At 69.6% G+C, this 22,347-nt stretch carries 19 protein-coding genes and 1 pseudogene; 7 read left to right on the top strand and 13 right to left on the bottom strand.

Going from position 1 to position 22,347, the window contains the following annotated elements:
* Positions 1-51 precede the first annotated feature (51 nt).
* From ACFYW7_RS13570 to ACFYW7_RS13630, 13 genes and pseudogenes are all read right to left on the bottom strand, one after another.
* Positions 52-1,533: an ATP-binding protein gene (locus ACFYW7_RS13570; RefSeq protein WP_389501395.1), complete on the bottom strand. Its 1,482-nt coding sequence runs from the start codon at positions 1,531-1,533 to the stop codon at positions 52-54.
* A complete protein-coding gene (locus ACFYW7_RS13575) occupies positions 1,523-2,374 on the bottom strand; it encodes a bifunctional DNA primase/polymerase (RefSeq protein ID WP_389501397.1) in 852 nt (283 codons plus the stop codon). The genes ACFYW7_RS13570 and ACFYW7_RS13575 overlap by 11 nt, the downstream gene beginning before the upstream one ends.
* Positions 2,371-3,118: pseudogene (locus tag ACFYW7_RS13580) on the bottom strand (DNA methylase). The gene ACFYW7_RS13575 and the pseudogene ACFYW7_RS13580 overlap by 4 nt, the downstream one beginning before the upstream one ends.
* An 85-nt stretch (positions 3,119-3,203) precedes the next feature.
* Positions 3,204-3,686, bottom strand: coding sequence for a hypothetical protein (locus tag ACFYW7_RS13585; RefSeq protein WP_389501399.1), 483 nt, complete (start codon positions 3,684-3,686; stop codon positions 3,204-3,206).
* 19 nt (positions 3,687-3,705) lie between these two features.
* The gene (locus ACFYW7_RS13590; RefSeq protein ID WP_389501401.1) at positions 3,706-4,173 is read right to left on the bottom strand and encodes a hypothetical protein; all 468 of its coding nucleotides are present in this window, start codon (positions 4,171-4,173) and stop codon (positions 3,706-3,708) included.
* Between the two features lie 204 nt (positions 4,174-4,377).
* The gene (locus tag ACFYW7_RS13595; protein ID WP_389501403.1) at positions 4,378-6,495 is read right to left on the bottom strand and encodes an ATP-binding protein; all 2,118 of its coding nucleotides are present in this window, start codon (positions 6,493-6,495) and stop codon (positions 4,378-4,380) included.
* Positions 6,496-6,579: 84 nt separating this feature from the next.
* Positions 6,580-6,897, bottom strand: coding sequence for a hypothetical protein (locus tag ACFYW7_RS13600; RefSeq protein ID WP_389501405.1), 318 nt, complete (start codon positions 6,895-6,897; stop codon positions 6,580-6,582).
* Between the two features lie 2 nt (positions 6,898-6,899).
* Complete coding sequence (locus ACFYW7_RS13605; RefSeq protein WP_389501407.1) at positions 6,900-7,130, bottom strand: hypothetical protein; 231 nt, start codon at positions 7,128-7,130, stop codon at positions 6,900-6,902.
* 29 nt (positions 7,131-7,159) lie between these two features.
* Positions 7,160-7,498: an RRQRL motif-containing zinc-binding protein gene (locus ACFYW7_RS13610; RefSeq protein ID WP_389501661.1), complete on the bottom strand. Its 339-nt coding sequence runs from the start codon at positions 7,496-7,498 to the stop codon at positions 7,160-7,162.
* Positions 7,498-8,343, bottom strand: coding sequence for a protein spdB (locus tag ACFYW7_RS13615; RefSeq protein ID WP_389501410.1), 846 nt, complete (start codon positions 8,341-8,343; stop codon positions 7,498-7,500). Before ACFYW7_RS13615 ends, ACFYW7_RS13610 begins: the two co-directional genes overlap by 1 nt.
* Entirely contained in the window at positions 8,343-8,609 is a 267-nt protein-coding gene (locus ACFYW7_RS13620) for a DUF6284 family protein (protein WP_389501412.1), read from the bottom strand. The genes ACFYW7_RS13615 and ACFYW7_RS13620 overlap by 1 nt, the downstream gene beginning before the upstream one ends.
* Before the next feature lie 107 nt (positions 8,610-8,716).
* Entirely contained in the window at positions 8,717-8,896 is a 180-nt protein-coding gene (locus tag ACFYW7_RS13625) for a hypothetical protein (protein ID WP_389501414.1), read from the bottom strand.
* A gap of 403 nt (positions 8,897-9,299) precedes the next feature.
* A complete protein-coding gene (locus tag ACFYW7_RS13630; protein WP_389501416.1) occupies positions 9,300-10,016 on the bottom strand; it encodes a GntR family transcriptional regulator in 717 nt (238 codons plus the stop codon).
* Positions 10,017-10,072: 56 nt separating this feature from the next.
* Here ACFYW7_RS13630 and ACFYW7_RS13635 point away from each other — a divergent pair, with 56 nt between their 5' ends.
* The 7 genes from ACFYW7_RS13635 to ACFYW7_RS13665 all read left to right on the top strand — a co-directional run.
* The gene (locus tag ACFYW7_RS13635) at positions 10,073-10,903 is read left to right on the top strand and encodes a class I SAM-dependent methyltransferase (RefSeq protein WP_389501419.1); all 831 of its coding nucleotides are present in this window, start codon (positions 10,073-10,075) and stop codon (positions 10,901-10,903) included.
* 376 nt (positions 10,904-11,279) lie between these two features.
* The gene (locus ACFYW7_RS13640) at positions 11,280-12,506 is read left to right on the top strand and encodes an alpha/beta fold hydrolase (RefSeq protein ID WP_389501421.1); all 1,227 of its coding nucleotides are present in this window, start codon (positions 11,280-11,282) and stop codon (positions 12,504-12,506) included.
* Between the two features lie 35 nt (positions 12,507-12,541).
* A complete protein-coding gene (locus ACFYW7_RS13645) occupies positions 12,542-14,749 on the top strand; it encodes a caspase family protein (RefSeq protein ID WP_389501424.1) in 2,208 nt (735 codons plus the stop codon).
* Positions 14,750-14,762: 13 nt separating this feature from the next.
* Positions 14,763-15,758 carry an AAA family ATPase gene (locus ACFYW7_RS13650; protein WP_389501426.1) on the top strand — a complete coding sequence of 332 codons (996 nt, stop codon included), beginning with the start codon at positions 14,763-14,765 and terminating at the stop codon, positions 15,756-15,758.
* The gene (locus tag ACFYW7_RS13655; RefSeq protein WP_389501428.1) at positions 15,758-19,312 is read left to right on the top strand and encodes an SAV_2336 N-terminal domain-related protein; all 3,555 of its coding nucleotides are present in this window, start codon (positions 15,758-15,760) and stop codon (positions 19,310-19,312) included. Before ACFYW7_RS13650 ends, ACFYW7_RS13655 begins: the two co-directional genes overlap by 1 nt.
* A gap of 551 nt (positions 19,313-19,863) precedes the next feature.
* A complete protein-coding gene (locus ACFYW7_RS13660; protein WP_389501430.1) occupies positions 19,864-20,235 on the top strand; it encodes a hypothetical protein in 372 nt (123 codons plus the stop codon).
* The coding region (locus ACFYW7_RS13665) for a tetratricopeptide repeat protein (RefSeq protein ID WP_389501432.1) at positions 20,232-22,347 on the top strand (2,116 nt) is incomplete at its 3' end. The genes ACFYW7_RS13660 and ACFYW7_RS13665, both read left to right, overlap by 4 nt.

Below are 22,347 nucleotides of genomic sequence, written 5' to 3' on the forward strand. Positions count from 1 at the left end.
AGAGGAGCACGTGCTCCTCTTGCCGTTTCGCTTGAGCCTGCGGATCGCGGGTCAGAACGCCCGCGTCTGCTCGTGCGGAGGCAGGGCCAGGGCGACCGTGCGGGTCATTTCGAGATAGCGACCCGCCTTGGTGCGGCCCGAGTCGATGAGCACACCCCGGGCTGCCAACGTCGGTTGGAGCCGCTTGAGGCGGTCGGAGAGAACTTTGCCAGTGGTCGGCCACCCCTTGGGCACGGGACGGCACTCGTCGCCGCTGCAGAGACGGCTGAGGCACGACAGCCACTCCGTGGACGTCATCTGCTGCGCGCTGCCCGGCTCGATGGTGTCCGCATGCAGGAGGACGGTCTGCGCGAGGAGATCACCCTCGATCACGTCGTCGTTCAGGTCGTCCAGACTCGCCCGGTACGCGGGCAGCGCCCCGAGCCCGGTAGCGGCGTCGAACTGCGCGCACAGGTGCGCGAAGTCCGCCATCCGCAGATCCGTGGGGGTCTCCGCCTCCACGGCACGCACCTTGACCGTGAGGTCCAGGAGCGAGCCGAGCACGACCGGCAGCACTTCCGCGTAGTCCGCCCACAGTTCGGCCTCGGTGCGCCTGATCCGGGGCCGTTCGAGCCGAAGCGGCAGGAGCCGTTCCGCGAGGTCGGGCCGGATGACACCGACGTCGATCCCGGTCAGGAGCAGGGGCCGGCGGTACCCGACGCGGAACACGTCCCCGTCGGTGAACAGGGCGCGCTTGACGCTCTCGGCCCCGGTCACAATGCAGCACATCGCGTCGGACAGGTCCGGCGTCATGTGGGAGAGGTTGTCCAGCGCGGTGATCCATCCCGCCGCCACCGCCGCAATGAGGTTCTCCTCGTCCTTCGGTGCCCGCCGTAGGTCACCGCTCATCCCCTCGATGATCCGGGTGAGCATCCGGCCCCCGGTGGACTTGCCCGCGCCCTGCGGGCCGGTGAGGAACGGTGCGGGCACGGGAACGGACGGACCGAGGCAGCCGATCAGCCACGCGATGGCAAGGCATTCGGTCTCGGCGTTGGCGAAGTTGCACAGCCGCATCAGCAGGTCGATGCCCTTGCCGTCGGTGTCCTTGACCGGCAGGGGCAGTTCCCCGGTGAGCTGAGTGCGCCGCCAGCACACCTCGCGCGGGTCGGGGGTGAGGATGTCCCAGCCCGACGGGTGGATGCGGACGGACTGCCCGTCGTCGCGTCCCAGGTCCAGCCACGTGGCCCCGTCGAAGCCGGGGGCTACGCGGATGTTCACGGCGTGCGTGTCCGACTCCAATGCGAGTGCTTCGATCAAGTCCAACGCCTCTTTCATCGCCGATCCGTTGAAGACGCCGCGCCCGTCCTTGAACAGGCCGACCATGAGTTCCTGCCGGTGGCTGCCCGTGGTGCCCTGCGAGCGCATCGGGCGGGCGACGGGGTGGCCGTTCTTCTGCGCGTACACGGTCCCGTCGGCTGTGCGGAAGTACCGGAAGTGCTCCTGCGCGTAGTCCGCGATGATCTGGCGGGCGGGGTTCTTTTCGTCATCGGACATGGCTCAGTCCCAACGTGGTCAGGGCGTTGGTCCACGCATCCGTGCAGTGCCGGGGCGATTCGCCCTTGACCTGCGCTGCGGTGAACAGCCGCGTGGCGTGCGTCTCGGTGAGGCAACCGCAGCGGCCGTGCGTCGACAGCACAGCGAGGAACGTGCGGTAGACGGTGGCGTGCACCGCCTCCCGGGCCTCGGTGATGCGCTGTTCCGCCATGGCGATCCCACGATCCAGATAGGTGGGCGTGCGGTGCGGGCATTCGCCCCGTCGGCCACCCAGGGGCGCTGAGAGCGCCTGTGGCGCCCTGAGAGCCGTGGACGGGTCCTTTACTGTCAGCGCGCGCACGGTGTCCGGGAGAACGGCCATGACGCCCACGCCCGGCCCGAGCCAACGGGCATACTGCATAAGGGACTTGATGTCGACGCCGGGCCGCACGGCGTTGGCGGACTGCATGACGCCCCGGTAGAGCCAGTGCTCGCCCCGGTTCGTCGACACGATCCGGGTGGCGGGCAGGCTCGCACGGGCCCACGCGATGGCTTCCGCGTTGTCGAGGTCAACGACGGTGAGGCTGGCGCCACCGGGGTGGTAGGCCACGCCCGCCGCCTCCCACCACGCCCGCACCCACGGCGTCGAGTTGATGACGTTCGGGTCGGTGGTGGCGGCGGCCCACCCGTGGCACGGGTACGGGCAGAGGCAAGGTCCGGGGGTCTTCATGTTCGGTCGGCCACCGCAGGCGTTCTTAGCGCAGGGCGGGCAGTTCCCGAACGGCACCTTCCCCGCCCGTAACGGCAAGGGCGGCACGCCGTTCGCGGCGAGGGTGAGCGCGGTGCGCAGGTGCTCGCTCATGCCGTCGTCTCCAGCTGGGGGGCGAGGGTGGTGAGGTAGGCGGCGCCGATCCACTCGGTGTACGCGGGCGGGAGCGCCTCACGCAGACGCAGGTGATCCGTGGACCAGTCGATCCCCTGTGCCTCCCGGATCTCCTCCACCGTGGCCTTACCGCCGCCCTTGCCGTATGCGGCGACGTAAGGGCCATCGCGCCAGATGCCGTGGCGGTAGCCCCGGACGTAGCCGCGATGCAGGGGGTGGACGGGCTGCGGGAACATCCAGCCGCCGAGTTCGAAGTAGCGGTGCATGAGCACCGTGAGACCGAACTGTTCCCCGCACAGGCGGATGTCCTTGCGGACGTCGGAGCCGGCCACGTTCTCCATCACGTACGGCCGCCTCGTCTCTTCTAGGGCGGCCCGGGGCGATGAGTCGGGGGTAGGTCCGGCCGATCGCCGCGTTGCGGGCGGCGTTGGTGCCCTTGGTCGGGGCGCCCTCGCCCTGGCACGGCGGAGACGCATGGATGAAGTCGAACTCGTGGCCGTGCGCGCGGATGTACTTGATCGCGTCGTCCTGGTGGAAGGCGTTGCCGCAGTAGTCCGGCTGAGCCTGGATGTCGACGCCGGTGACGTGGCAGTCGGCGCCGAACGCGCGCCGGTAACCCTTGGCGGCGCCGCCGATGCACGAGTAGGCGTCCAGGACCCGGAACACGTCCCCGCGTCCGAGCCGTAAGACGAGGACTCGCCGGTTGTCGGTGCGTTGCGTCATGCTGGATGTCTCCAGTTCCTTGATGAGTTGCTGGTGAGCAAGGGCGGCCCCGGTTCTTGGCGGAGTGGGGCCGCCCTTGGCGTAGCTACTGGTGCTTGGTCCAGTGGGCGTACTGCTGGCGGACGTAGTGGCGCGGGTCGCAGATCACCGGTTCCTCGTCCAGGTCCATGAGCGTGCGGGCGGCCTGTGTGGCGAGGTCCGTGGAGGTGGTGGGGGTGCCGTCGTTCTCGTCGGAGAGGGCGACGCGGTCGAGCAGGGCGGCCTTGCGGAGCCAGAACTCGCGCTCCGGGAAGGTGCCGGACGCCACGGCGCGGGCCGTTCGTGCGGTCCATCCGATCTCACGGACGATGCTCGGTGCGGTTGCGTACGCGACTTCGGGTGTGGGCCAGTCCGCCGTGTCGGCCGGCGTGCTGTGGGAGTCGAGGTGGTCGGCCCGGAGGCAGAGGCGGTTCTGCTTGCTGTCGCGGGTGGGGTAGACGGTCACGGTGCCGGTCGTGAACGTGCTGTCGAGTGCGGCGACGACACGTTCGGTGTCGGCCGGGGCGCAGATGACGTGGATCTCGAACACGGATGTCCTCTCTGGGGGTTCAGCCGTGGAAGTGGTTGCGCTTGATGACGGCCTTGCGGATGTTGACCGTGGTCCCGCCCTTGGCGCTGCCGGATGCGCCGAAGATCTGGACGGTGATCCACCCGCCGAAGATGACGGCGGCCAGGGTGATGAGCTGGGTGATGAGCGCGGTGAGTGCGGCGATGAACGTCGTCAGCAGCAGCAGTCCGCCGCACACGGCGCCGAATCCGATCCCGCCGAGGGCGATGTTCACCGCCGTGCGGGAGACGGCCGGCTTGACGGCGAGGGGTTCGGGCTGGACAGGGTTGATGGCGTAGCCGGTGACGACCCGCCCGTCGGGAAGGACGACGCTCGCCACCGCCGGGACGCTGCCCGGCTGGACGGGCACGAGGGGCGCCGGTGCCACGTCGGCGGGGGTGATCGGGGTGGGGTGGTGGACTTCCACGGCGGTCACGGGGCGACGGTCGGTGGGGTGTTCGGGGTACATGCGGAATCCCTTCCGGTGCTCGGTCAGGGAGGCGGAGCCACCCCCTTGAGGGGTGGCTGCGGAGGGGGTTTTCGGGGTGTGACCTGGGGTGCATCCCTGACTCCCTGATGGATCATTTGTGCAGCTCAGAGCCAGGGAGGCGGGTCAGGGAGGGGTTCAGGGAGTTCTCCCTGCCTCCCTGACCCGGGCGGGGTCGGCTCCCTGTCATCCGTCGGCGGAAGCGGAACCGTCGGTGTCGCGGTTGGCGAGCGCGCGGGCGACGCGTTCGGAGCCGACGACCATGCGGCCGTCCGACTTGTAGGGCTCCGCGCCGGCGTCCTCCAGCACGCGCTTGAGATCGCCCGGGGTCCAGGTGCCGTATGCGTCCGCGTTGAGCGTGGAGAGTCGCTTGAGCACGTCGGCGGTCAGGACACGGGAGGCGTCCCCGAGGACGGCGGCGATGTCGGCGAGCGGGTCGCGGTCCTCGTCCCGCTCGATGACGCGCAGGGTGGTGACCCCGTCCCGCAGGGCCTTGGCCCGGTCGGCGATGACGTACGCCTCGTCGGTGTCGATGTAGTGCGTGCGCACCGTGATGGACGCCTGCCCCGCCGGGATGGCGATGCCGTCCGATGCGACGACGACGGTGCCCTTGTCGAGCCCGGGGCGCAGCAGGTTCGGCGCGGCCCCGCCGTCGACGGCCTTGTCCCCGAGCGCCATGCGGGCCTGCGACTCGGTACCCAGCGCGAGCGAGGCCCGGGTGTGGGCGCCCTCGCGGACCAGCTTGGGCAGGTTCTCGTTCGTCGGGTCCTGGGTGCCCTGCCACATCAGGACGTTGACCGCCCGCCCCTGGTTGTGGATCTTGCGGACGGCCATGAAGTACCGGGAGTTGGCCTTCGAGCCGCCGTAGGGGCGCTTGTCCTCGTCCTTGGCCGGGCACATGAACGCGACCTGCGCCTCGTCGACCAGCACGATCAGCGGCGGGAAGACCGTTCCGGGCGGTGCCTGGAGACGGTGGTTCATCTCGTCGACGGCGCCCTCGGCCATCTCGGTCACCTGCATGACGTGCTCGTCGGTCGGGCCCTCGATCAGGGTCGTGGCCACCCCGTTGAACATCCGCCAGTCACCGGCGCCCTTCAGGTCGCCGAGGAGGAACTGGACCGACTTGTCCAGGGCCAGCCACAGGGCCAGCGACCGCAGCGCGGCCGTCTTGCCCTGGTTGGACAGTCCCGTGATCAGCAGGTGGCGCTGATACAGGCTCAGTGCGGCAGCATCGCCGCGCAGGTCCTCGCCCCAGGGGGCGCAGCCCTTGGCGTAGTCGGCGGTCAGGGTGTCGTCGGTGACCAGCGGGGACGGGCCGATCGGCTCATCCAGCGCCCCGGAGTCGGCCACCCACAGGCAGACCGTGCGGGCGGCGGTCGGGATGGTGATGAACACCTCGTGCTCGTGCCGGGTCAGGTTCTCCGCGAGCTTCCGACGCCGGTTCTGCACCTCGATCGTCGACACCCCGGACGGGAGCGTGACGTCGACTTCCACGCCGCATCCGGCCATCCGGATCGGACCGAGCATCGACGCGCCAGCGTCCCCCATCTCCTTGATCGCGTTGCGGAGCGCGGGCACGCCGAGGTCGCGCAGGGCCTTGACCACGATCGAGGGCGTAATGGGCTCGCCCTCACTGGACCGGACGTTGTCGGGCAGGGCCCATGCTGGGGCGGCCTGCTGCTTGCTGCCGATGGCCCAGAGGGCGAGCAGGGCCAGGAAAGGGCCGATCGCGAGGGCCGGGCCCCACACCACCTGAACGATGGTGATCAGCAGGTTGATGAAGTCGACCACGGCCATCAGGGGCGTGACGACGTGCGTGACGTCCTTCGTCGCGATCGCCATCACGACCCCGAGAGCGACCAGGGACCCGATGCCCATCCCGGTCCTGACCGCTAAGCCCTTGGCCGCGTCGACCGGGGAGTGCAGCAGGTCCATGCGGCGGCGATGGCGTGCCTCGCGGAAGTGCTGCCCGCGCTCCTCCCACTCCGAGGCCATCTCATGGTTCCCGGCGGCTTCGGCGGCACGGAACATCCGCTCGTAGCGGGAGGCGGTCCGTCCGTCCCACGTCCGCTTCGCCGCGATCCTCGCCCCGCCGACGACGTACAGGGTGTGCCGGGCGACCGCGCGGGCGGTGGTCTTGGTCGTCTCGTGCGTGACCGCCGTGCGGATGGCGTGTCCGGAGCGGATCCACAGCGGGACGGGCGGCGCGGGTGCCGGTTCGGGGACCACGGTTAGCGTGGTCACGGTGCCCGGCTCGGGGGCCGGGTCGGTGCTCTTGTGCAGGTGAACGACGTTCTCACTCATGGTGAAACGGACTCCTGACTGCCCCGGATCCGGGGTGAAGGCGAGAGGGGGAAGTGCGGTGCGGGCGGGTAGTGCGGGTGCGGGTCACCACCAGCCGGAGGACTTCTTGGCGGCCTTGGCGCGGGCGGCCTCGGTGACGAGTCGCTGCCGCTCGATCTGCAACGCGGTCATCTCCGCGATCAGCCGCGTCTCGGCCGAGGTGGAGACGGAGTCGATCCGGTTGTCGGCGCGGCCGGTGCTCTTTCCGCGCAGGACCCGGTACGAGCCGCCCGCGACGGCGGCGAGCATCGCCCGCCGCTCCGAACCGGTCAGCGGCCACAGTTCGCCGCGTCGGACGGCTTCGAGCTTGCGGTTCGTCTCGCGGATCGCGCGGTCCAGGCGTCGGGTGTCGGGCTTTCCCATGGTCAGACCGCCTTTCCGGCGTCGGGGGCGAGGATGAGGTGGATGTCGTCGAGCCGGCCGGTCGTGCCCTGGGTCCCGAGCCATGCCGCGACTTCGCGCGTGACGCGGTCCCAGCAGAAGGAGGCGGGGGCGGTGACGGTGCCGTGGGCGAACGCGCGGCCCTCGCCGGGCACGGTCACCCAGGCATGCCACGCGTAGTCGATGCTGCTCGGAGCAGCGTTGATGCTGGTCACAGCGGAACTCCAAGGTGTGGAGGGAGGGTTCAGGCGGTGCGCTGGTCGTCGGGGTAGGCGCAGGGCACGCAGGTCCCGAGCAAGGCGGGGATGACATAGCCCGCATCGCGCCGGCAGGACGGGCAGGTGCGGCGGGCGGCGTTGGCCTTGGCCAGCGCCGCCCGCTTCGCGGCCGTCATCGGCCGCACCGGCCGGGCCAGGTCGACCCGGTAGAGGTAGGCGACCAGCAGCCCGTGACGGCGGCGGGGCCGTTCGAGCTGTGCCGCCACAGGCTGTCCGCCGGGCCGTAGCCCGCGGGCGCGGAGTTGGCGGCGGGTGGCGTAGCCGTCCGGGGCGAGGCGCCACCGGAACACCGGCAGCGCGCCCATCACGCCACGCGCTTCCACGCCGCCCGCAGGCGGACCTCGGAGGCGGAGTGGCCGGCTGCCCGGAAGCGGGTGGCCATCTCCCGGTAGGACAGCGCCGGAACGCGACTGGTGCGGATCTCGTCGACAACCGCGCCAAGTTCGGCGTCGGTGAGGGCGGGCCCGGATTCGAGCGCGGTCAGTGGCTCGGTCGGTCCCCAGACGGGGAGTTCCCAGCGGGGTGTGACGTCGGGTGTGACGCGGTGCGTCACGCTGGTCAGGGCCCGGCCGGTGTCCTCGCCGGTCCGAGCCGCTTCGAGCGTCGACCATGCGTTGGAGAGTCGTTTGGCGGTGGTGGCCTGGACGCGGGCGCCGGCCTGCGTCACGGCCGTCAGCCGGGTCTCCTCCGTGCTGGCTTCCGCTCGCAGTCGAGCACGGGCGACAGCCGCCTCGTCGCGCGCTTCCTGCTGGATACCGGTGATGGCGGCCAGCGCCTTCGGGGTGAGTGCGGTCCGCTCCCACAGCCCGTGGACCAGCCACAGTGCCTTGGCCGCCAGAGGCAGCCACGCCACCGCCAACCACGCGCCGGTGTCCGACTCGGCGGTCAACGCGTGGGCGATCAGGACGCCGGTGGCGAGCAGACCGAAGGACCAGCCGACCGCGGTCACGGCGGTGGAGTGGTCGCCCTGGGCGGCGAGGCGGCGTTCGTAGGCGAGGGTGGCCAGCCATCCCCCGTCGATGCCGAGACCGACGACGAGAGCGACGGGCCACGGCATCGCCGTGCCCAGCCACATCACCACCACGGCCAGGGTGAGGACCAGGGACACCGCCGTCACGGCGACGGCGGGCAGTGCGGTCGGGCGGGCCATCACGCCACCCCCGCCGGGATCGTGCTGGCGGTGCGGTTGGTCAGCTTGGCCCGTTCGGCGAGCACTCGGGACAGGGCCCGGCGCACCCGGCGGGTGTCGACCTCGTTGGGGACGTGGTCCATGGCGGTGATCTGCGCGTCGATCAGGTCGACGTCCGAGAGGATCGCGGGCATCTCCAGCTCGATCGCATCCAGCTCCGCATCCGTCGGCTTCATGAAGTCGGCGAACGCGGTAACAGCATCCTGAACAGTGACGATGGGACTCATTGGGTCGTGTTCCTCTCACAGGGTGGATGGCCCGAACAGCGGCCCCGGTGTTCCAGCACCGGGGCCGCGCGCCGTTCATCGGCTGTCGGTGAGGCAGGCAGGTACGCCTACTTCTGGGTGATCGTGATGTGGCCGGTCGGCTCGTATCCCCTACTGCGCAAGCTGCGCTCGACCGCCTTCCTGGCGGCCTGCGGCGAGGACGCGCTCAACGTGCCGCTCGCGCTCGTGACCTCTCCGGGGGTCAGGGTGTCGGCGAGTTCTTCGGCGGTGAAGCTGTACTTCGGCACGAGGTTCTCCCTCGGTTTCCGGTCCGGCCTGTTCCGGCTCCCCTCGACGCTGCTCGTACGGGACGAGCAGCGGAGGCAACCGGCCGCAGCAAGCGCTGCGAGGGTCGATGCGCGGCACATCCGCACGGTCCGTCTTTTCGACTCGGGGAGACGGGGCCCGCCTATGCAGTTCTCAAGCAACTACCAGCGCGGGGCGCCTAGTTGTGGCGAGCTATCCCGATCCGGAACCGTCCTCACAGAGGAGGAGCGGCGTCGCACTCACAGACTGGACCGGTGGACCGGTCCAGTCAAGTGATGAAAATGGAGTTGGATGATGCTGGCCAGAGTTAGCGCAGGTCAGATGACATGACGAGGCATCAAAAAAGCTGGACCGGCGGACCGGTCCAGCTTGGTTTGCGGGTGCCTACATCGCGTAGGTGTCCACCTGCTCGAAGAGCGAGGAGGGAGTGACGCCTTCCTCGCAGACCAGCGGACGACCTTCCTCGTCGTGTGCCGTATGGAGGAGCACGGCGACGGGGGTGGCTGTCGCGACGTTCAAGCGGCCCGCCTCCGAATCCGTGGCGAGGCGCACGGTCGTGATGTCCACTCCCTCGACCGGGAACCGCCCGGTTTGCCGGCGGACGTAGCGCGTCGTGCCCTCGGCGATGGGAGCGGTGTCGGCGAGGCGAGGCGCTGCCTCTGCGATCTCTGGAGGGAACCACGCCTCCACGCAGCTATTCGGGGTTCCGTCCGGGAGCTGGAGGACGCGGATGCGCCGAAGTGCCAGCACTCCGGGGGAGATCCCGAGTGCGACGGCGACGCGGGCGGGAGGCTCCGCCCAGTCGGGCGCACCGACGCGAAGGAACGGCATCCCGCCCAAGATGCGCGCCGACCCAGCTCGGCGGGCGCCGGCAGGGCGCGCCACGGGCGTCTCCGTGACGACGAAACCGGTGCCCTGCTTGGCCACCACCACACCGTCGTTGCGCAGCACGTCCACGGCCTTGATGGCGGTGGCCCGTGACACGTCCCACTGCTCGGCCAGGTCGCGGCCCGACGGGATGGTGGCACCAGGGGCGAACTCGCCAGCGGCGATGCGGGCGCGCAGAGACTCGGCGATCTCTTCGTACTTCAGGACGGCCATGGCTTCCTCTACTCCGCATGCTGGACTGGTCCACCGGTACACACGATACTGCGACCATGTCGAATCTCGAATTGGCACCCTCTGTGATGCGGTTCTACGGCGAGACAGTGAACGAGGACAGCCGCCTGCGTAGCTCGGCAGACGGACGTATGGAGTTGGTCCGGACTCAAGAGCTTCTCCGACGTTTCTTGCCCCCCGCGCCGGCGCGCGTGCTCGACGTGGGAGGGGGGACCGGGGTTCACGCTGAATGGCTTGTGAAGGACGGCTACGACGTGACGCTCGTGGATCCCGTGCCCCGTCATGTCGAGAGCGCAGCGGCCGTGTGCTCCGCGGTCGTGGGGGACGCGCGCGATCTGCGTGAGTCGGATGACAGTTTCGACGTGGTGCAGCTCCTTGGGCCGCTGTACCACCTGCCCGACCCCGATGATCGGCGCAGGGCCCTGGCGGAAGCCCGCCGCGTGGTGAAGCCGGGCGGATTGGTTGCGGCGGCTGCAATCAACCGTTACGCGTCGCTCTTTGAGCACGTCACATACGCCCACCTGCACACCGGACAGATTCGTGACTCCGTCTCCAAGATTCTTGAGACGGCTGTCTACGACGGTGTACGAGGGTTCACCTTGTCCTACTTCCACCGCGCTGAAGAGCTTGCCGCGGAGTTGGCGGCTTCCGGGCTGACAGACGTACAGGTCTTCGGCATCGAGGGGCCCGCATGGTCGCTCGTCAAAGCAGCCGAACAACAGCCTGGCGAGGGGCCCACGGACGAACTGATCGCCTCAGCGATGGAGGCGGCGCGCATGGCGGAGCCGTATCCGGAATTGCTTGCTGCCAGTTCGCACCTACTGGCGGTGGGCAGGGCTCCAGCTGGCATCGACGGTGGCGAACAGTGACGGGCAGAGGCCACCGTTCCGTCGGCTGTCCGAGATCACTCATGTCGGAGACCGCGAGCCGATCCTGGCGCCGTCTGATGCGCCAGAAACCATCCATGAGGAAAGTTCCCCGAGGACTGGCTTGCTGCGGTACGCGCTGTCTCCCCCGATCTCAGCTCGCCACCTCCAAGCTTCCTGCGTTGACTCGGGGCAAGTAAGACGACTAAAGGTTCAGCTTTTGTACCTGACCGCCCAGCTCCTCCAGTGACCCTGCGCCCCAAGCTGGAGTCGGTGTGTGGTCCGCAACAGATGAGGGTCCAATTCCTAGGCGAAAGGGGGAACTGTCACGTGTCCCACTGGTTAAAATGCGGGCCTCGGGACACAGATGGGGGATCGGGTGACGAGCGTTGTCTTTGTGCACGGCACGGGGGTGCGAGAGGACTCGTATCGGAAGTCGTACAGCCGCGTTGCCAGGGGAGTGAAACGCTTACGGCCGGACATCCGGCTCGTCCCCTGCTACTGGGGCGACCCCTACGGGGCGCACCTCGCGTTTAACGGTGCCTGCTTCCCCGAACAGGACCAGGACCGGGCACTGCCCACCGCCGATGCCGATGACCCGCTGGCCGTCTGGGCACTCCTCGAACGGGACCCTGTCGCCGAGATCGAACTCCTCGCCGACAGGGCAGGGGACCACGACGGCGGATTCGCACCAGGCCGCACCGACCCGTGGGACGCACTCGCAGACCGGCTTCGCACCCTCACCGAAGGGGCCTTGACGGAAGGCGGGCAGCCAGCCGGCGACAGCGCCCGCGTGTTCGCCGCGGAGCTCGCCCCTTTCGTCACTGAGGCCGCCGACGAGATCGCCGCTGAAGTCTCGATGCGGCTCTCCGGCACAGCCCCCAGGCACGATTCCGAAGCAGTTGCCGCGCGCGCCGTGATCGCCTTGGCTACCAGGTTGGCCGAGACGGCCCAGGACGCGGAGGAACCGCTGCCCGTCGATGGCGCCGACCGCGACATGCTGGTCGCCCTGCTCACCGACCGGCTCGGCGGGACCGACCGCGGGATCAAGGAAGCCGGGAAATGGGTTGGCGCTAGGCTGCTGGGCGACCCGTTCCTGTGGACCGTCTCACCCGCAATCCAAGTCGGCCGTCGGCGGATGACCCGGGGAATCCTCCCCGAGAGCGGCGACATCCTCCGCTACCAGGGGCGCGGCGCGGGGCTGCGGGCACGGATCGCCGACGTCGTCGCGCTTACTCGAGAACAGGACGACGGCCCCGTGGTGCTGCTCGCCCACAGCCTCGGAGGCATCGCCTCCTTCGATCTGCTGGCTATGGAACCGTCCCACGGCGTGGATCTACTCATCACTGTGGGTTCGCAGGCGCCCTTCCTGTATGAGATCGACGCGCTCACAGGGTTGCGGCGAGGCGACGAACTGCCCGCCGCCTTCCCTCGTTGGCTCAACGTCTACGACCGCCGGGACCTGCTCGGATTCGTCGCCGAGCGGATCTTTCCTGGCCGGGTCACCGACGCCCGCGTCGACCTGCGACAGCCCTTCCCCAGGGCGCACACAGGCTACTTCGCACACGATTCGTTTTACGAGCGCATAAGGGACGAGCTGCCGTGATGTCCCCACCGCACGACTGGGAGCGCACCCATGCCGTGATCGTGGCCGTCGAGGCATACGCGGGTGGCGCCGACTGGGAGCTCTCGGGGCCGGCGAACGACGCCGCCCGCATGATGCGCTGGCTGTTGGAGCGCGGAGTACCCGGGCACCAGATGCACCTGTTGGCCTCGCCCCTCGCGGAGAACACAGGGCTGCTGGCTGGCTTCACGCAGGCCCAACGCAGCACTGCGGACCGGGCCAACGTCCGTAGGGTCTTCCGTGACGAACTGCGCCATATCGACGTCGACTGGCTGTGGGTGTACTGGGCAGGGCACGGCGTTCAGGCTGGCGGCAACCGCTGGAGTCTGCTGTACCCCGAATCCCGCACCGGTGACCCGCTGGGCCTGGACGCCGACAATCTCGTCTCTTTGCTCCGTACGGCACATCTACCTGCTGTGGGGCCGGGCCGAGCGACAGTCGTCATCGACGCCTGTCGCTCGGCACTGTCGCCCCGCGAGTATGCGCAGGCGCAGGCACCGGAGACGATCGCCGCCTACCCGGAAACCCACCGCTCCCGCGACATCTTTCTGATGCGCGCCTCCCGGCCCGGCGAGGCGGCGAAGAACCGTGCGGGGGCAGGGGTGTTCACCTCATGCCTGATGGACCGTCTGGAGGCCGCTTCCCGCCGTGACGCGGCCGCCGTTCCCGACCTCACCCAGGTTTGGGCCGAGGTCTCGGCAGAATTCGACCGGCTGCGGACCATCGCTGGCGCCGGGCAGATGCCCACGGTCTACCTCAAGGACTGGCGCGACAACGAATCCCACCACCCCTATCCGCCCTCTCCAAGCGAGCTAACGGGGCTTCAGAGCATCGACCGGGACATGCTGACACTCCACGTCGATGCCGCGCTCACCACCCGTCCGGTCTCCGCCGCACGTGTCGCCGCCGGGCTCTGCAAGGAACTGGACTCCGTCCTGCCCTGTGCACCCGACGAACTCGACGCCCGGACCATCGTCGACTGGTCCCTGACACGGCCCCACGGCACCGTGAGCCTGATCCACCTGCTGGCCTCAGACGGGGTGAGCGTGGCCGACGCCGAGGAGATGCGGCGTAGCTCCGTGCAACTGGCCCGGGGCCGATGGCTGCTGTGCAGCGAATACGATGCGCTGATCGGACTGCTCCACCCCCCACCGCACGACTTCGCCCGAGCGTTCGCGCGCGCAGCCCGCGAGGAGGCGGTCGGTGTCGTGCTCACCGACACTGAACCCATCGCAGTCGCCGACCACTTGGAAGAATTGAACGTCGACGAGTGGCAACTTCCGCGCCTGCTGGGGGCCGTCGAGCGCCTCGCCGCGGTGACAGGTACCGACCCCCGTGCCGAACAGCTCAGGAAATGGTCGCTGAAATGCGCCACCAGGCTCGGCGAGAACTTGCGGTCGGCTCTTGTCAACCTGCGTGCCAATCTGACGGAGCGTGCCGCGCACGCCCGGCCGGACACGGACGACCATCTCGACACCGAGGACCGGGTGCAGATCAGACTGTGCCCGCCCGCCGACCGGTCGGGGTGGCGGACCTGCCAGGTCTGGTCGCGCACCGCATCGGGCGTGGAGTCCGTCGAGACACATGACGTACCCGTGTCACTGGACGACCTACAGCGGGCTGTAGACGCGATCCTGAGCAGGCACGGCCGGGTCCACCAGACACTGGTCGAATTCTTCGTGGATGCCGCGGATCTCGAACTGGACGTCCACCGCTGGCGGCTCGGGGCCGGCGATCCCGTCGAACGGTCCATCGGCACGGATTTCCCAGTCGTTGTACGGTGCACCGAGTATCGCCGCTCCGAGCAGGAACACCTGTGGCAGCGCCGATGGAAGCGGGTCGCCACCGCGCAGACGGACGATCTGCACTGGCTGCCGACGGACGTGACCACGGTGAAGGCCGTACACGGAAGTGTGAGTGCCCGTGAGGATGCGCCGGGCACCGTGGTACCCGCTGCCGAGACCCACCGCAAAGCCGTCTTCACGGCCTGTCTGTTCGGTGGCGTACCCGTGATGGTCTGGCGCGGAGGGAGCGAACCCGGAAGCAGCGAAGAGGAGTTGAGGTCGCTGCTGGTCGGCGGTTCGCTGCGCGCGCTGCCAGGAAGGCTGCGTAGGCTTCGTGCCGAATGCGATGTCGACGAACAGCACGCTGGCGGCCGACTGGCACTGCTCTGGGACGATCCGGGACGGCCGCTGCCGCGAGGCCTCGACCTGTCGGCACCATGAGAAGAGGGAACTGATGAACACGGACTGGCGGCTCTTTCGCGGGGACGCCGAGCCACACCCGGTCACCGACTGGCCGGCACCACCCCCGTGGCGGGTTTTCACCGGCGGTGACGCGACCGACGAGCCGCCTGAGGAGGGGACACAGCGCCAGCGCTACGTCATCTCCGAGACCGACCAGGACATCGTCAACACCGCACTGCACCTGCACCGGCCGCTCCTCGTCACCGGACGCCCCGGCACCGGCAAGTCGACCCTCGCCCGTGCCATCGCACGCCAGCTCTGCCTGGGCGACGTACTGCACTGGCCGATCAACAGCAGGTCCACTCTCGCCGACGGGCTGTACCGCTACGACGCCGTGGGCAGGCTCCGGGATGCCTCCCTGACCGGGCGCCCCGATCCGCATGCCGCCGCCAAGCCGATCGCCGCCACCGAGCCGGACATCGGTGACTATCTCAGGCTCGGCCCGCTCGGTACGGCCCTGCTGCCCCGTCGCATTCCCCGAGTCCTGCTCATCGACGAACTGGACAAGGGCGATGTGGACCTGCCGAACGACCTGCTCACGGTGTTCGAGGAGGGAACTTACGAGATCCCCGAACTCGCACGTCTCAAGTCCCCGACGGCACAGGTACGCATCACCGGCCCGGGCGACGAACGGGTCGGTGTCAACGACGGCCGGGTGACGTGCAGCACCTTCCCGGTGGTGGTGATCACGAGCAACGGCGAACGCGATTTCCCGCCGGCCTTCCTGCGCCGCTGCGTCCGGCTGGATCTCAAGCAGCCCGACGCGGAGCAACTGCGGTCGATCGTGGGGATGCACCTGGGTACGGACGCGGCGGCGCGCGCGGAGGCGCTGATCGAGGAGTTCCTGCAGCTGCGCGACTTGGAGGCGCACGACCTGGCGACCGATCAGCTACTCAACGCCGTTCACCTGCGGGTCTCGGGTGCCGCGACGGACTTCGACAAGCTCCGTGAGACGGTCTTCCGCTCGCTCGGGGACACGGACATCTGATGTTCGACCGGCTCACCGCACTTCTGGGCGGCGCGGGTGTGGACCTGGGCACCGAAGAGCTCCTCGACGTCCTCTGGATTGCCACGGTCCGGCAGGCCGGTGAACCGTACGACCAGCCGCGGCCGGAACAGACCACGGACGTACGCCGGGCACCCGCTCCGGAAACGGAGGAGCCGGAGGAACGGTCCCCGGACCCTGGTGGCACCGACGACGAAGACCCGGCGGCCCGGCGCAAGTCCGCCCAACCCCACGGCCTGTACGCTCCTACGGCACCCGGAACCAGGGGCGGCGGCCCCACCCGCGCGGTCGGGGTTCACGGAGCGCGGTCCCTGGCGTCCCCTCGGGCACTGAGCCGGGCCATGCGACCGCTCCGCCGGACGGTTCCCTCCCGCGCGGCCCTCGCGTTCGACGAGGACGCGACCGTCGAACGGATGGCCGAGACGGCCCTGCATGAACCTGTGCTGCGGCCCGAGCCGGAACGCTGGCTGAACGCCGCCCTTGTCGTCGACGACGGGCCCTCGATGGTGCTGTGGCAGCAGTACGCCGTCGAGGTTCGGGCCCTGCTGGAGGGACTGGGCGCCTTTCGCGACATCCGTACCTACTGGCTCGACAGCTCGGGGGCGTCAGCCGGTCCCCTGCTGAGGGCACGGCCCTTCCGCTCCGGTGCCGCGCCGAGGGCCAGCCTGCGTATTGATCCGGTCCGCCCGACCGTGATCATGGTGATCTCCGACATGGTGGGCCCGGGCTGGAGCAACTGTACGGTCAAGGGGCTGCTGCGCCGCTGGGCCCGGCGCGCCCCAGTGACGGTGCTTCAGACTCTGCCGGAGCGGATGTGGCCGTCGGCGGGCAGGCCGGTCGAGCGGCTCGTCGTCCAGTCCCGGGAGCCTGCTGCCGCGGGCCGCGCCCTTCGAGTCAGCCATCCCGTACTGCCGAGCGAGCTGGTGTCCTACAGCGGTACGCCCGTCCCGGTCCTGGAGCTCGCCAAGGGCGAGCTCGAACCCTGGGTCTCGCTCCTCAGTACCGGCCACAGCCGGGCTGCGCTGCCTGTGTTGCTGATCCCCGACGGCGTCCCCGGCTCCCTCACCGACTCCCTCGCGGACTCCCGTGCGGGGACCGGCTTCGGTGGCGGTCCGGAGCCGGAGGAGCGCCTGCGGCGATTCCGAGAAGCGGCCTCACCGGAGAGCCGTCAACTGGCGGGCGCCCTGGCCTCCGTCAAACCGCTCACCCTGCCGGTCATGCGCCTGGTGCACGAGGCGTACCGGACCGGGCAGGGGCAGTTCCATCAGGCTCAGCTCGCCGAGGTGTTCCTGGGCGGTCTGCTGCGCCGCACCGGGCCGGCCACACGGACCCAGGCGGCGGACAGCGTGGAGTACGAATTCGCACCAGGTGTGGCGGACCTCCTGTTGGACACGGTGCGCACATCGGTGGCGCTGGACACAGCCGCGCAGGTCAGCGAATACCTCCTGCGACGTTGCGGGTCCGGTCCGGAGTTCCGTGCCCAACTGGCAGGGGAGAGGCCGGGCACCTCCCCTGGCCTGCCCGACCGGGCCGGGCCGTTCGCCGCGGCCTCGCCACAGCTGCTGCGACGTCTAGGGCTGTGGGACGGCCCCGCGTCGGCGCGCACGCCCCAGCCGCCTCCACGCTCGGAACCGGAATCCGCGGGCGGAGAGGTGGAGACGCCCGTGCCGGACGTGCCGGAAGGCCCGGCAGAGGTCTTCGTGATGGAACGCGTGGCACCTGCCCTGGTGGGTTTCGCCCGGCGCCTGATCGCCGATCCCGCCCCGCCGGTCCTGGTGAGCGACCAGGCGCGGCAGGTCGTCGACCAAGCTCAGGAGTGGCGGTCTGGATACGGATGGAGGGGCATCACCGCAGTGTCGGCGCTCGCGAATCTCCTTGTGGCGACCCGTCAGCAGGGCTACCGGAACGCACTTGTCGCCCTGCTGACGGAGCTGCTGGAGGAACTGACGCCGGAGAGCGACCTGGTGAGCCGCAACATGCGCGGCAACCTGGCCATCGCGCTCAGTCGCCTGGGTGAGACCGAGGAAGGTGCCGCACACCTGCGGGCGGTCATCAGTATCTCGCGTGAGGTGCACGGCGCCGATCACGCGTACACACTCAACGCCCGCCGGTTTTTGCACAAAATGCTCTACAACGCCCGGCGGCTGCCCGAGGCGGAAGCGGAGGGTGATGCCCTGCTGGAGACCCTCGAACGACTCGGACCTGAGGCAGACACGTCGCAACGCGCCAGCGTCATGCGGTACCAGGGACGCACCCTTCATGGCATGAAACGGTTCCGCGAAGCAGAGACGATGCTGCGCTCAGCGGTCGCGCTGATTGCGGGGCCGTTGGAGTACAGCATGGACGCGAGGCTCGCCACCCGGGCCTGGCTAGCTGCGGCGATGAAATCCCAAGGCCGTTATGCCGAGGCGGAGAGCGAGCTGCGGTCCGGACTCGAGGAGCTGGAACTGTCCGATGAGTGGAAGGGGAGCGGCGAGGCCCTGGTCTTGGATAACTTGGCCGATCTTCTGGACGACTGCGGACGGTACGAGGAGGCGGAGCCGTTCCGCAGGGCGCTGATCACGGCCAGCCAGCGGCACGGAACCGACCAGCCCTGGGCCTTCCGGGCGCGCTATGACCTGATCTCCGTGCTGCGCAAGCTGGGCCGATTCACCGAGGCCCGAGATGAGATGGAGGCGACGGAGCCGCGCCTGGTTGCGACGCTGGGAGAGCTGCACAGGGAGACGCTCAGATTCCGCGTACAACGGGCCATGATCCACACAGACCTGGCGGAGTACGACGAGGCGATCGCGCTTCAGCGGCAGGTTCTCGCCCAGGTGACAGATCTGGACGGTCCCGTGCACCGCATCACCCTCGATTTCCGCCACGACCTCGGCCTCATCCTGCACAAGGCCGGACGGTTTACGGAGGCCGAAGAGATTCTGCGGGCGGCGCTGGCGGACATGATCGAGCACCTCGGTCCGGACGACAGCTTCACGAGCGGGACTCGGTTCCTCCTGGCGAACGCACTCAGCTCGCTGGATCGGACGGACGAGGGCATCGCCGTCTGTCTGGAATTGTTGGCGATTGAGGAACGCACCCTGCCGGAGGACAGTCTTGAGATGGTGAAGACCCGGCGCAGATTGGCGAGGCTTCTCACCAGGAGCGGCGCGCACGAGGAGGCCTCCGAACAGCTGCGCAAGGCGTGGACCGTACGATGCCGGGTCATAGGGGCGGACGCGAAGCTGAGCATGTCCACGGGACATGACCTCGGGGCGTCGCTACTGAGTGCCGAGAGGCATCAGGAGGCCCTTGACGTGCTGGAGACCGTGACCGGGACCCGCAGCCGGATGCTCGGCGGGGCCCACCCCGCGACGCTCGTATCCCGGCAGTTGCTCGGCGATGCTCTTGCCGCACTGGGGCGCAGGGAGCGAGCCCGGGAGGAGTGGACGACCGTGTGGGAGACGGCAGCCAGCGAGTTGGGCGAGGACCACGAGATCGTGTACGCCGCGGCCCAATCCCTGGAGCGGGAGGAGGAGGAAGCGCCGGGCCGGTGATCCCCGCAGCAGGGGAGGTCCGCCACGCTGAAGGCGTCCCCACCTGCCTAGTGGTGATAGATCAGATCGAACTCGGCGAGGACCTCCATTGCCATGGGGGACGTTGGCGTACGTGGGACGACTGGACGCCAGCGCGGGAAGTGCTTGTTGCCACCGCGTACCGCTACCCACTTCCTGAGAGATGCCCCTCCGCTTAGTCGCACCCGCTAGAGAGGCTGGGAGAAATCTGGGAGAAGATCTTCTCCATACGTCTCCCGGAGGCCCGTCGAGACCAACTCAGGCCAAGCCCCTGACCTGCGCAAACAACTCCGAGACCATGTCTGGATCTTGCTCTGACCTTGTTCGGGACGAAGGCGTCGCGGGTTCAAGTCTCACCACCTCGGCGCCGGTTGGAGGGGCAAGCGCTCGGTTGCTCCTCGGGTCGGGACGTGCCATGTGGCTGACATCGAGTCGGTCGTGTTGGGAGACTGCGTCAGTGGTGCCCGGTTTTGGGTGTGCTGGGGAGTTTCGGGGGCGTGGTCGTGGCTCGTTGGGTTTCGGGTGTGTGTGCGGTGGCGGCTCTGCTGGTGACGGCGGGGTTGGTGGTCATGCTGGTGATGGGCCGGTTGGATGAGGCCTCGCAGGTGGCCGGGGTGGTGGGGACTGTGCTGTCGGCGGCGGGTCTGGTGGTGGCGGTCGTGGCGTTCTTCCGTACCGCTCCCGGGCCGGCGCGGCGGGTACGGGGTGGCAGTGTGGCGATCGCCGGTGATGCGAACGGCGCTGCTCTGGGTGAGGACTCTCAGGTCGTCGGGCTGGCTTCTGCTCGTGGGCCCGGTGCGGGTGGTGGACAGGCGGACGTGGAGTCGGGGCCGGACGGTATCGCTGTGGGCGGCGACGCGAACGACGCGGCGCTGGGCAAGCGCTCCAAGCGGACCGGCTCTTGAGCAGGGGCACCGGCGCGTATGACAAGGACGGCGCCGGCAGTGTGCCCCGTTTCGTGGGCCGCCGGACTGTGCGGGCCCAGGGGGCCGCGGTCGGCGGTGACGCGTCGGGTTCCGCGCTCGCGCCGGGCTCGCGTGTGGTCAACCGCACCACCGTCAACCATGTTCTGCCTGAGGTGAAGTGGCCGTTGCGGGTAGGCGCGGTGCCGTCACTGGTGTCCTCCTTCCAGCCCCGGCCCTCTTTGCGGGCGCTGGTGGAGGCAGCCCGCACGGACGGCCAGGACGTGGTGCTCGCCCAGCCGGCCGAGTCAGGGCGGGTGCTGGTGGGCGAGGGCGGGGTCGGCAAGTCCCAACTGGCCGCCTCCTACTACCTGGCTTCCGGCGCGGACCTGGCGGTGTGGACCACGGCCAAGGGCGGAACGGGGCAGTTGGTCGCGGACTTCGCGGAGGCCGCAGCCCGGATCCGGGCGCCGGGCGCGGACGGCGAGGACGACCGGGCCGACGCGCGAGCCTTGCTGGAGTGGCTGCAGGCCACCGACCGCAGCTGGCTGGTGGTGATCGACGACGTCGAGGACCTGGACCAGGTACTGGACTGGTGGCCCCGCCCGAACCCTCGTGGCTGGGTGCTGGCCACCACCCGCCAGCGCAAGGCCCTGGCCGCCGGACGCACCCGCGTCGACGTGGACGTCTTCACCGAGGACGAGGCCCAGGCTTACCTGCACCAGCGTGCCCCCGGCCTGCCCGACCACCCGGGCGCCTGTAACGACTCCCGGTGCCCGGCTGCGTCCGTTGCCGGGCTCTTGGGGCGACTGCCGTTGGCTTTGTCGCACGCGGCCGCTTACCTGGACAACAACCGCGACATCACCCCCGCTGCCTATGCGCGGATGCTGACCGAACCCGGCCGGAAGCTGGCTGAGGTGCTGCCTGGCGATGGGGCCGACGGCTACGCGCGGGCCGTGCACACCACCATGCTCATCAACCTCGACGCCGTCCAAGCCCAAGAGGCTCACCCCGGCCTGGCCCGCGCGGTCCTGGACACCGTCGCCCGGCTGGACCCCAATGGCTCCCCCGCCAACCTGTGGACCGATGCCAAGGCACTTGCCGCCCTGACCGGACCAGGCCCCCGGTGGTGGCAGCGCCTGAACCACCCGCGCACGTCCCGCAACATTCCCGGGCTGCGTGGGGTACAGGCTGACCAGGTACGCGCGTGCCTGCTCCTGCTGGACCGCTACAGCCTGACCACCCATCAGCCCCCCGGTGAGAACGGGGCCCCCGGGCTGGTGCGCATCCACGCCCTGACAGCCCGAGCAGCCCGCGACACCACCCCCGAGAAGCAGCGCCACCCGCTCGCCCGCCGTACCGCCGATGCCCTACTGGCCCTCTGGCCCGACCACGGACGCGACCCGGCCCTGCAGCAGACCCTGCGCGCCAACGCCACCGCCCTGCATGAGGGCACCACCCCAGCCCTCTACCACCCCGACGCCCACACGGTCCTGTTCCAGGTCGGTGCAAGCCTCGGCCAGACCGGGCAGGTCAGCGCCGCCCGCGACTACTACTGCACCCTCAGCGACACAACCAGCCGCCATCTGGGTCCGGACCACCCCGACACCCTCGCCACCCGGCACAACCTCGCCTGGTATCGGGGGGAGGCGGGGGATGCGCAGGGTACGGCCGACGCGTTCGCCGTGCTGCTGATCGACTACATCCGGGTGCTGGGCCCGGACCACCCCGACACCCTCACCACCCGGCACAACCTCGCCCGGTGGCGGGGGGAGGCGGGGAATGCGCAGGGTACGGCCCACGAGCTCGCCGCGCTGCTGATCGACTACATCCGGGTGCTGGGTCCGGACCACCCCGGCACCCTCGCGATCCGGAACAGCCTCGCCTGGTATCGGGGGGAGGCGGGGGATGCGCAGGGTGCGGCCGACGCGTTCGCCGCGCTGCTGACCGACTCCATCCGGGTGCTGGGTCCGGACCACCCCGACACCCTCGCCACCCGGAACAACCTCGCCCGGTGGCGGGGGGAGGCGGGGGATGCGCAGGGTGCGGCCGACGCGTTCGCCGCGCTGCTGACCGACTCCATCCGGGTGCTGGGTCCGGACCACCCCGACACCT

The sequence above is a fragment of the Streptomyces sp. NPDC002580 genome, from assembly GCF_042889485.1.
Taxonomy (GTDB): Bacteria; Actinomycetota; Actinomycetes; order Streptomycetales; family Streptomycetaceae; genus Streptomyces.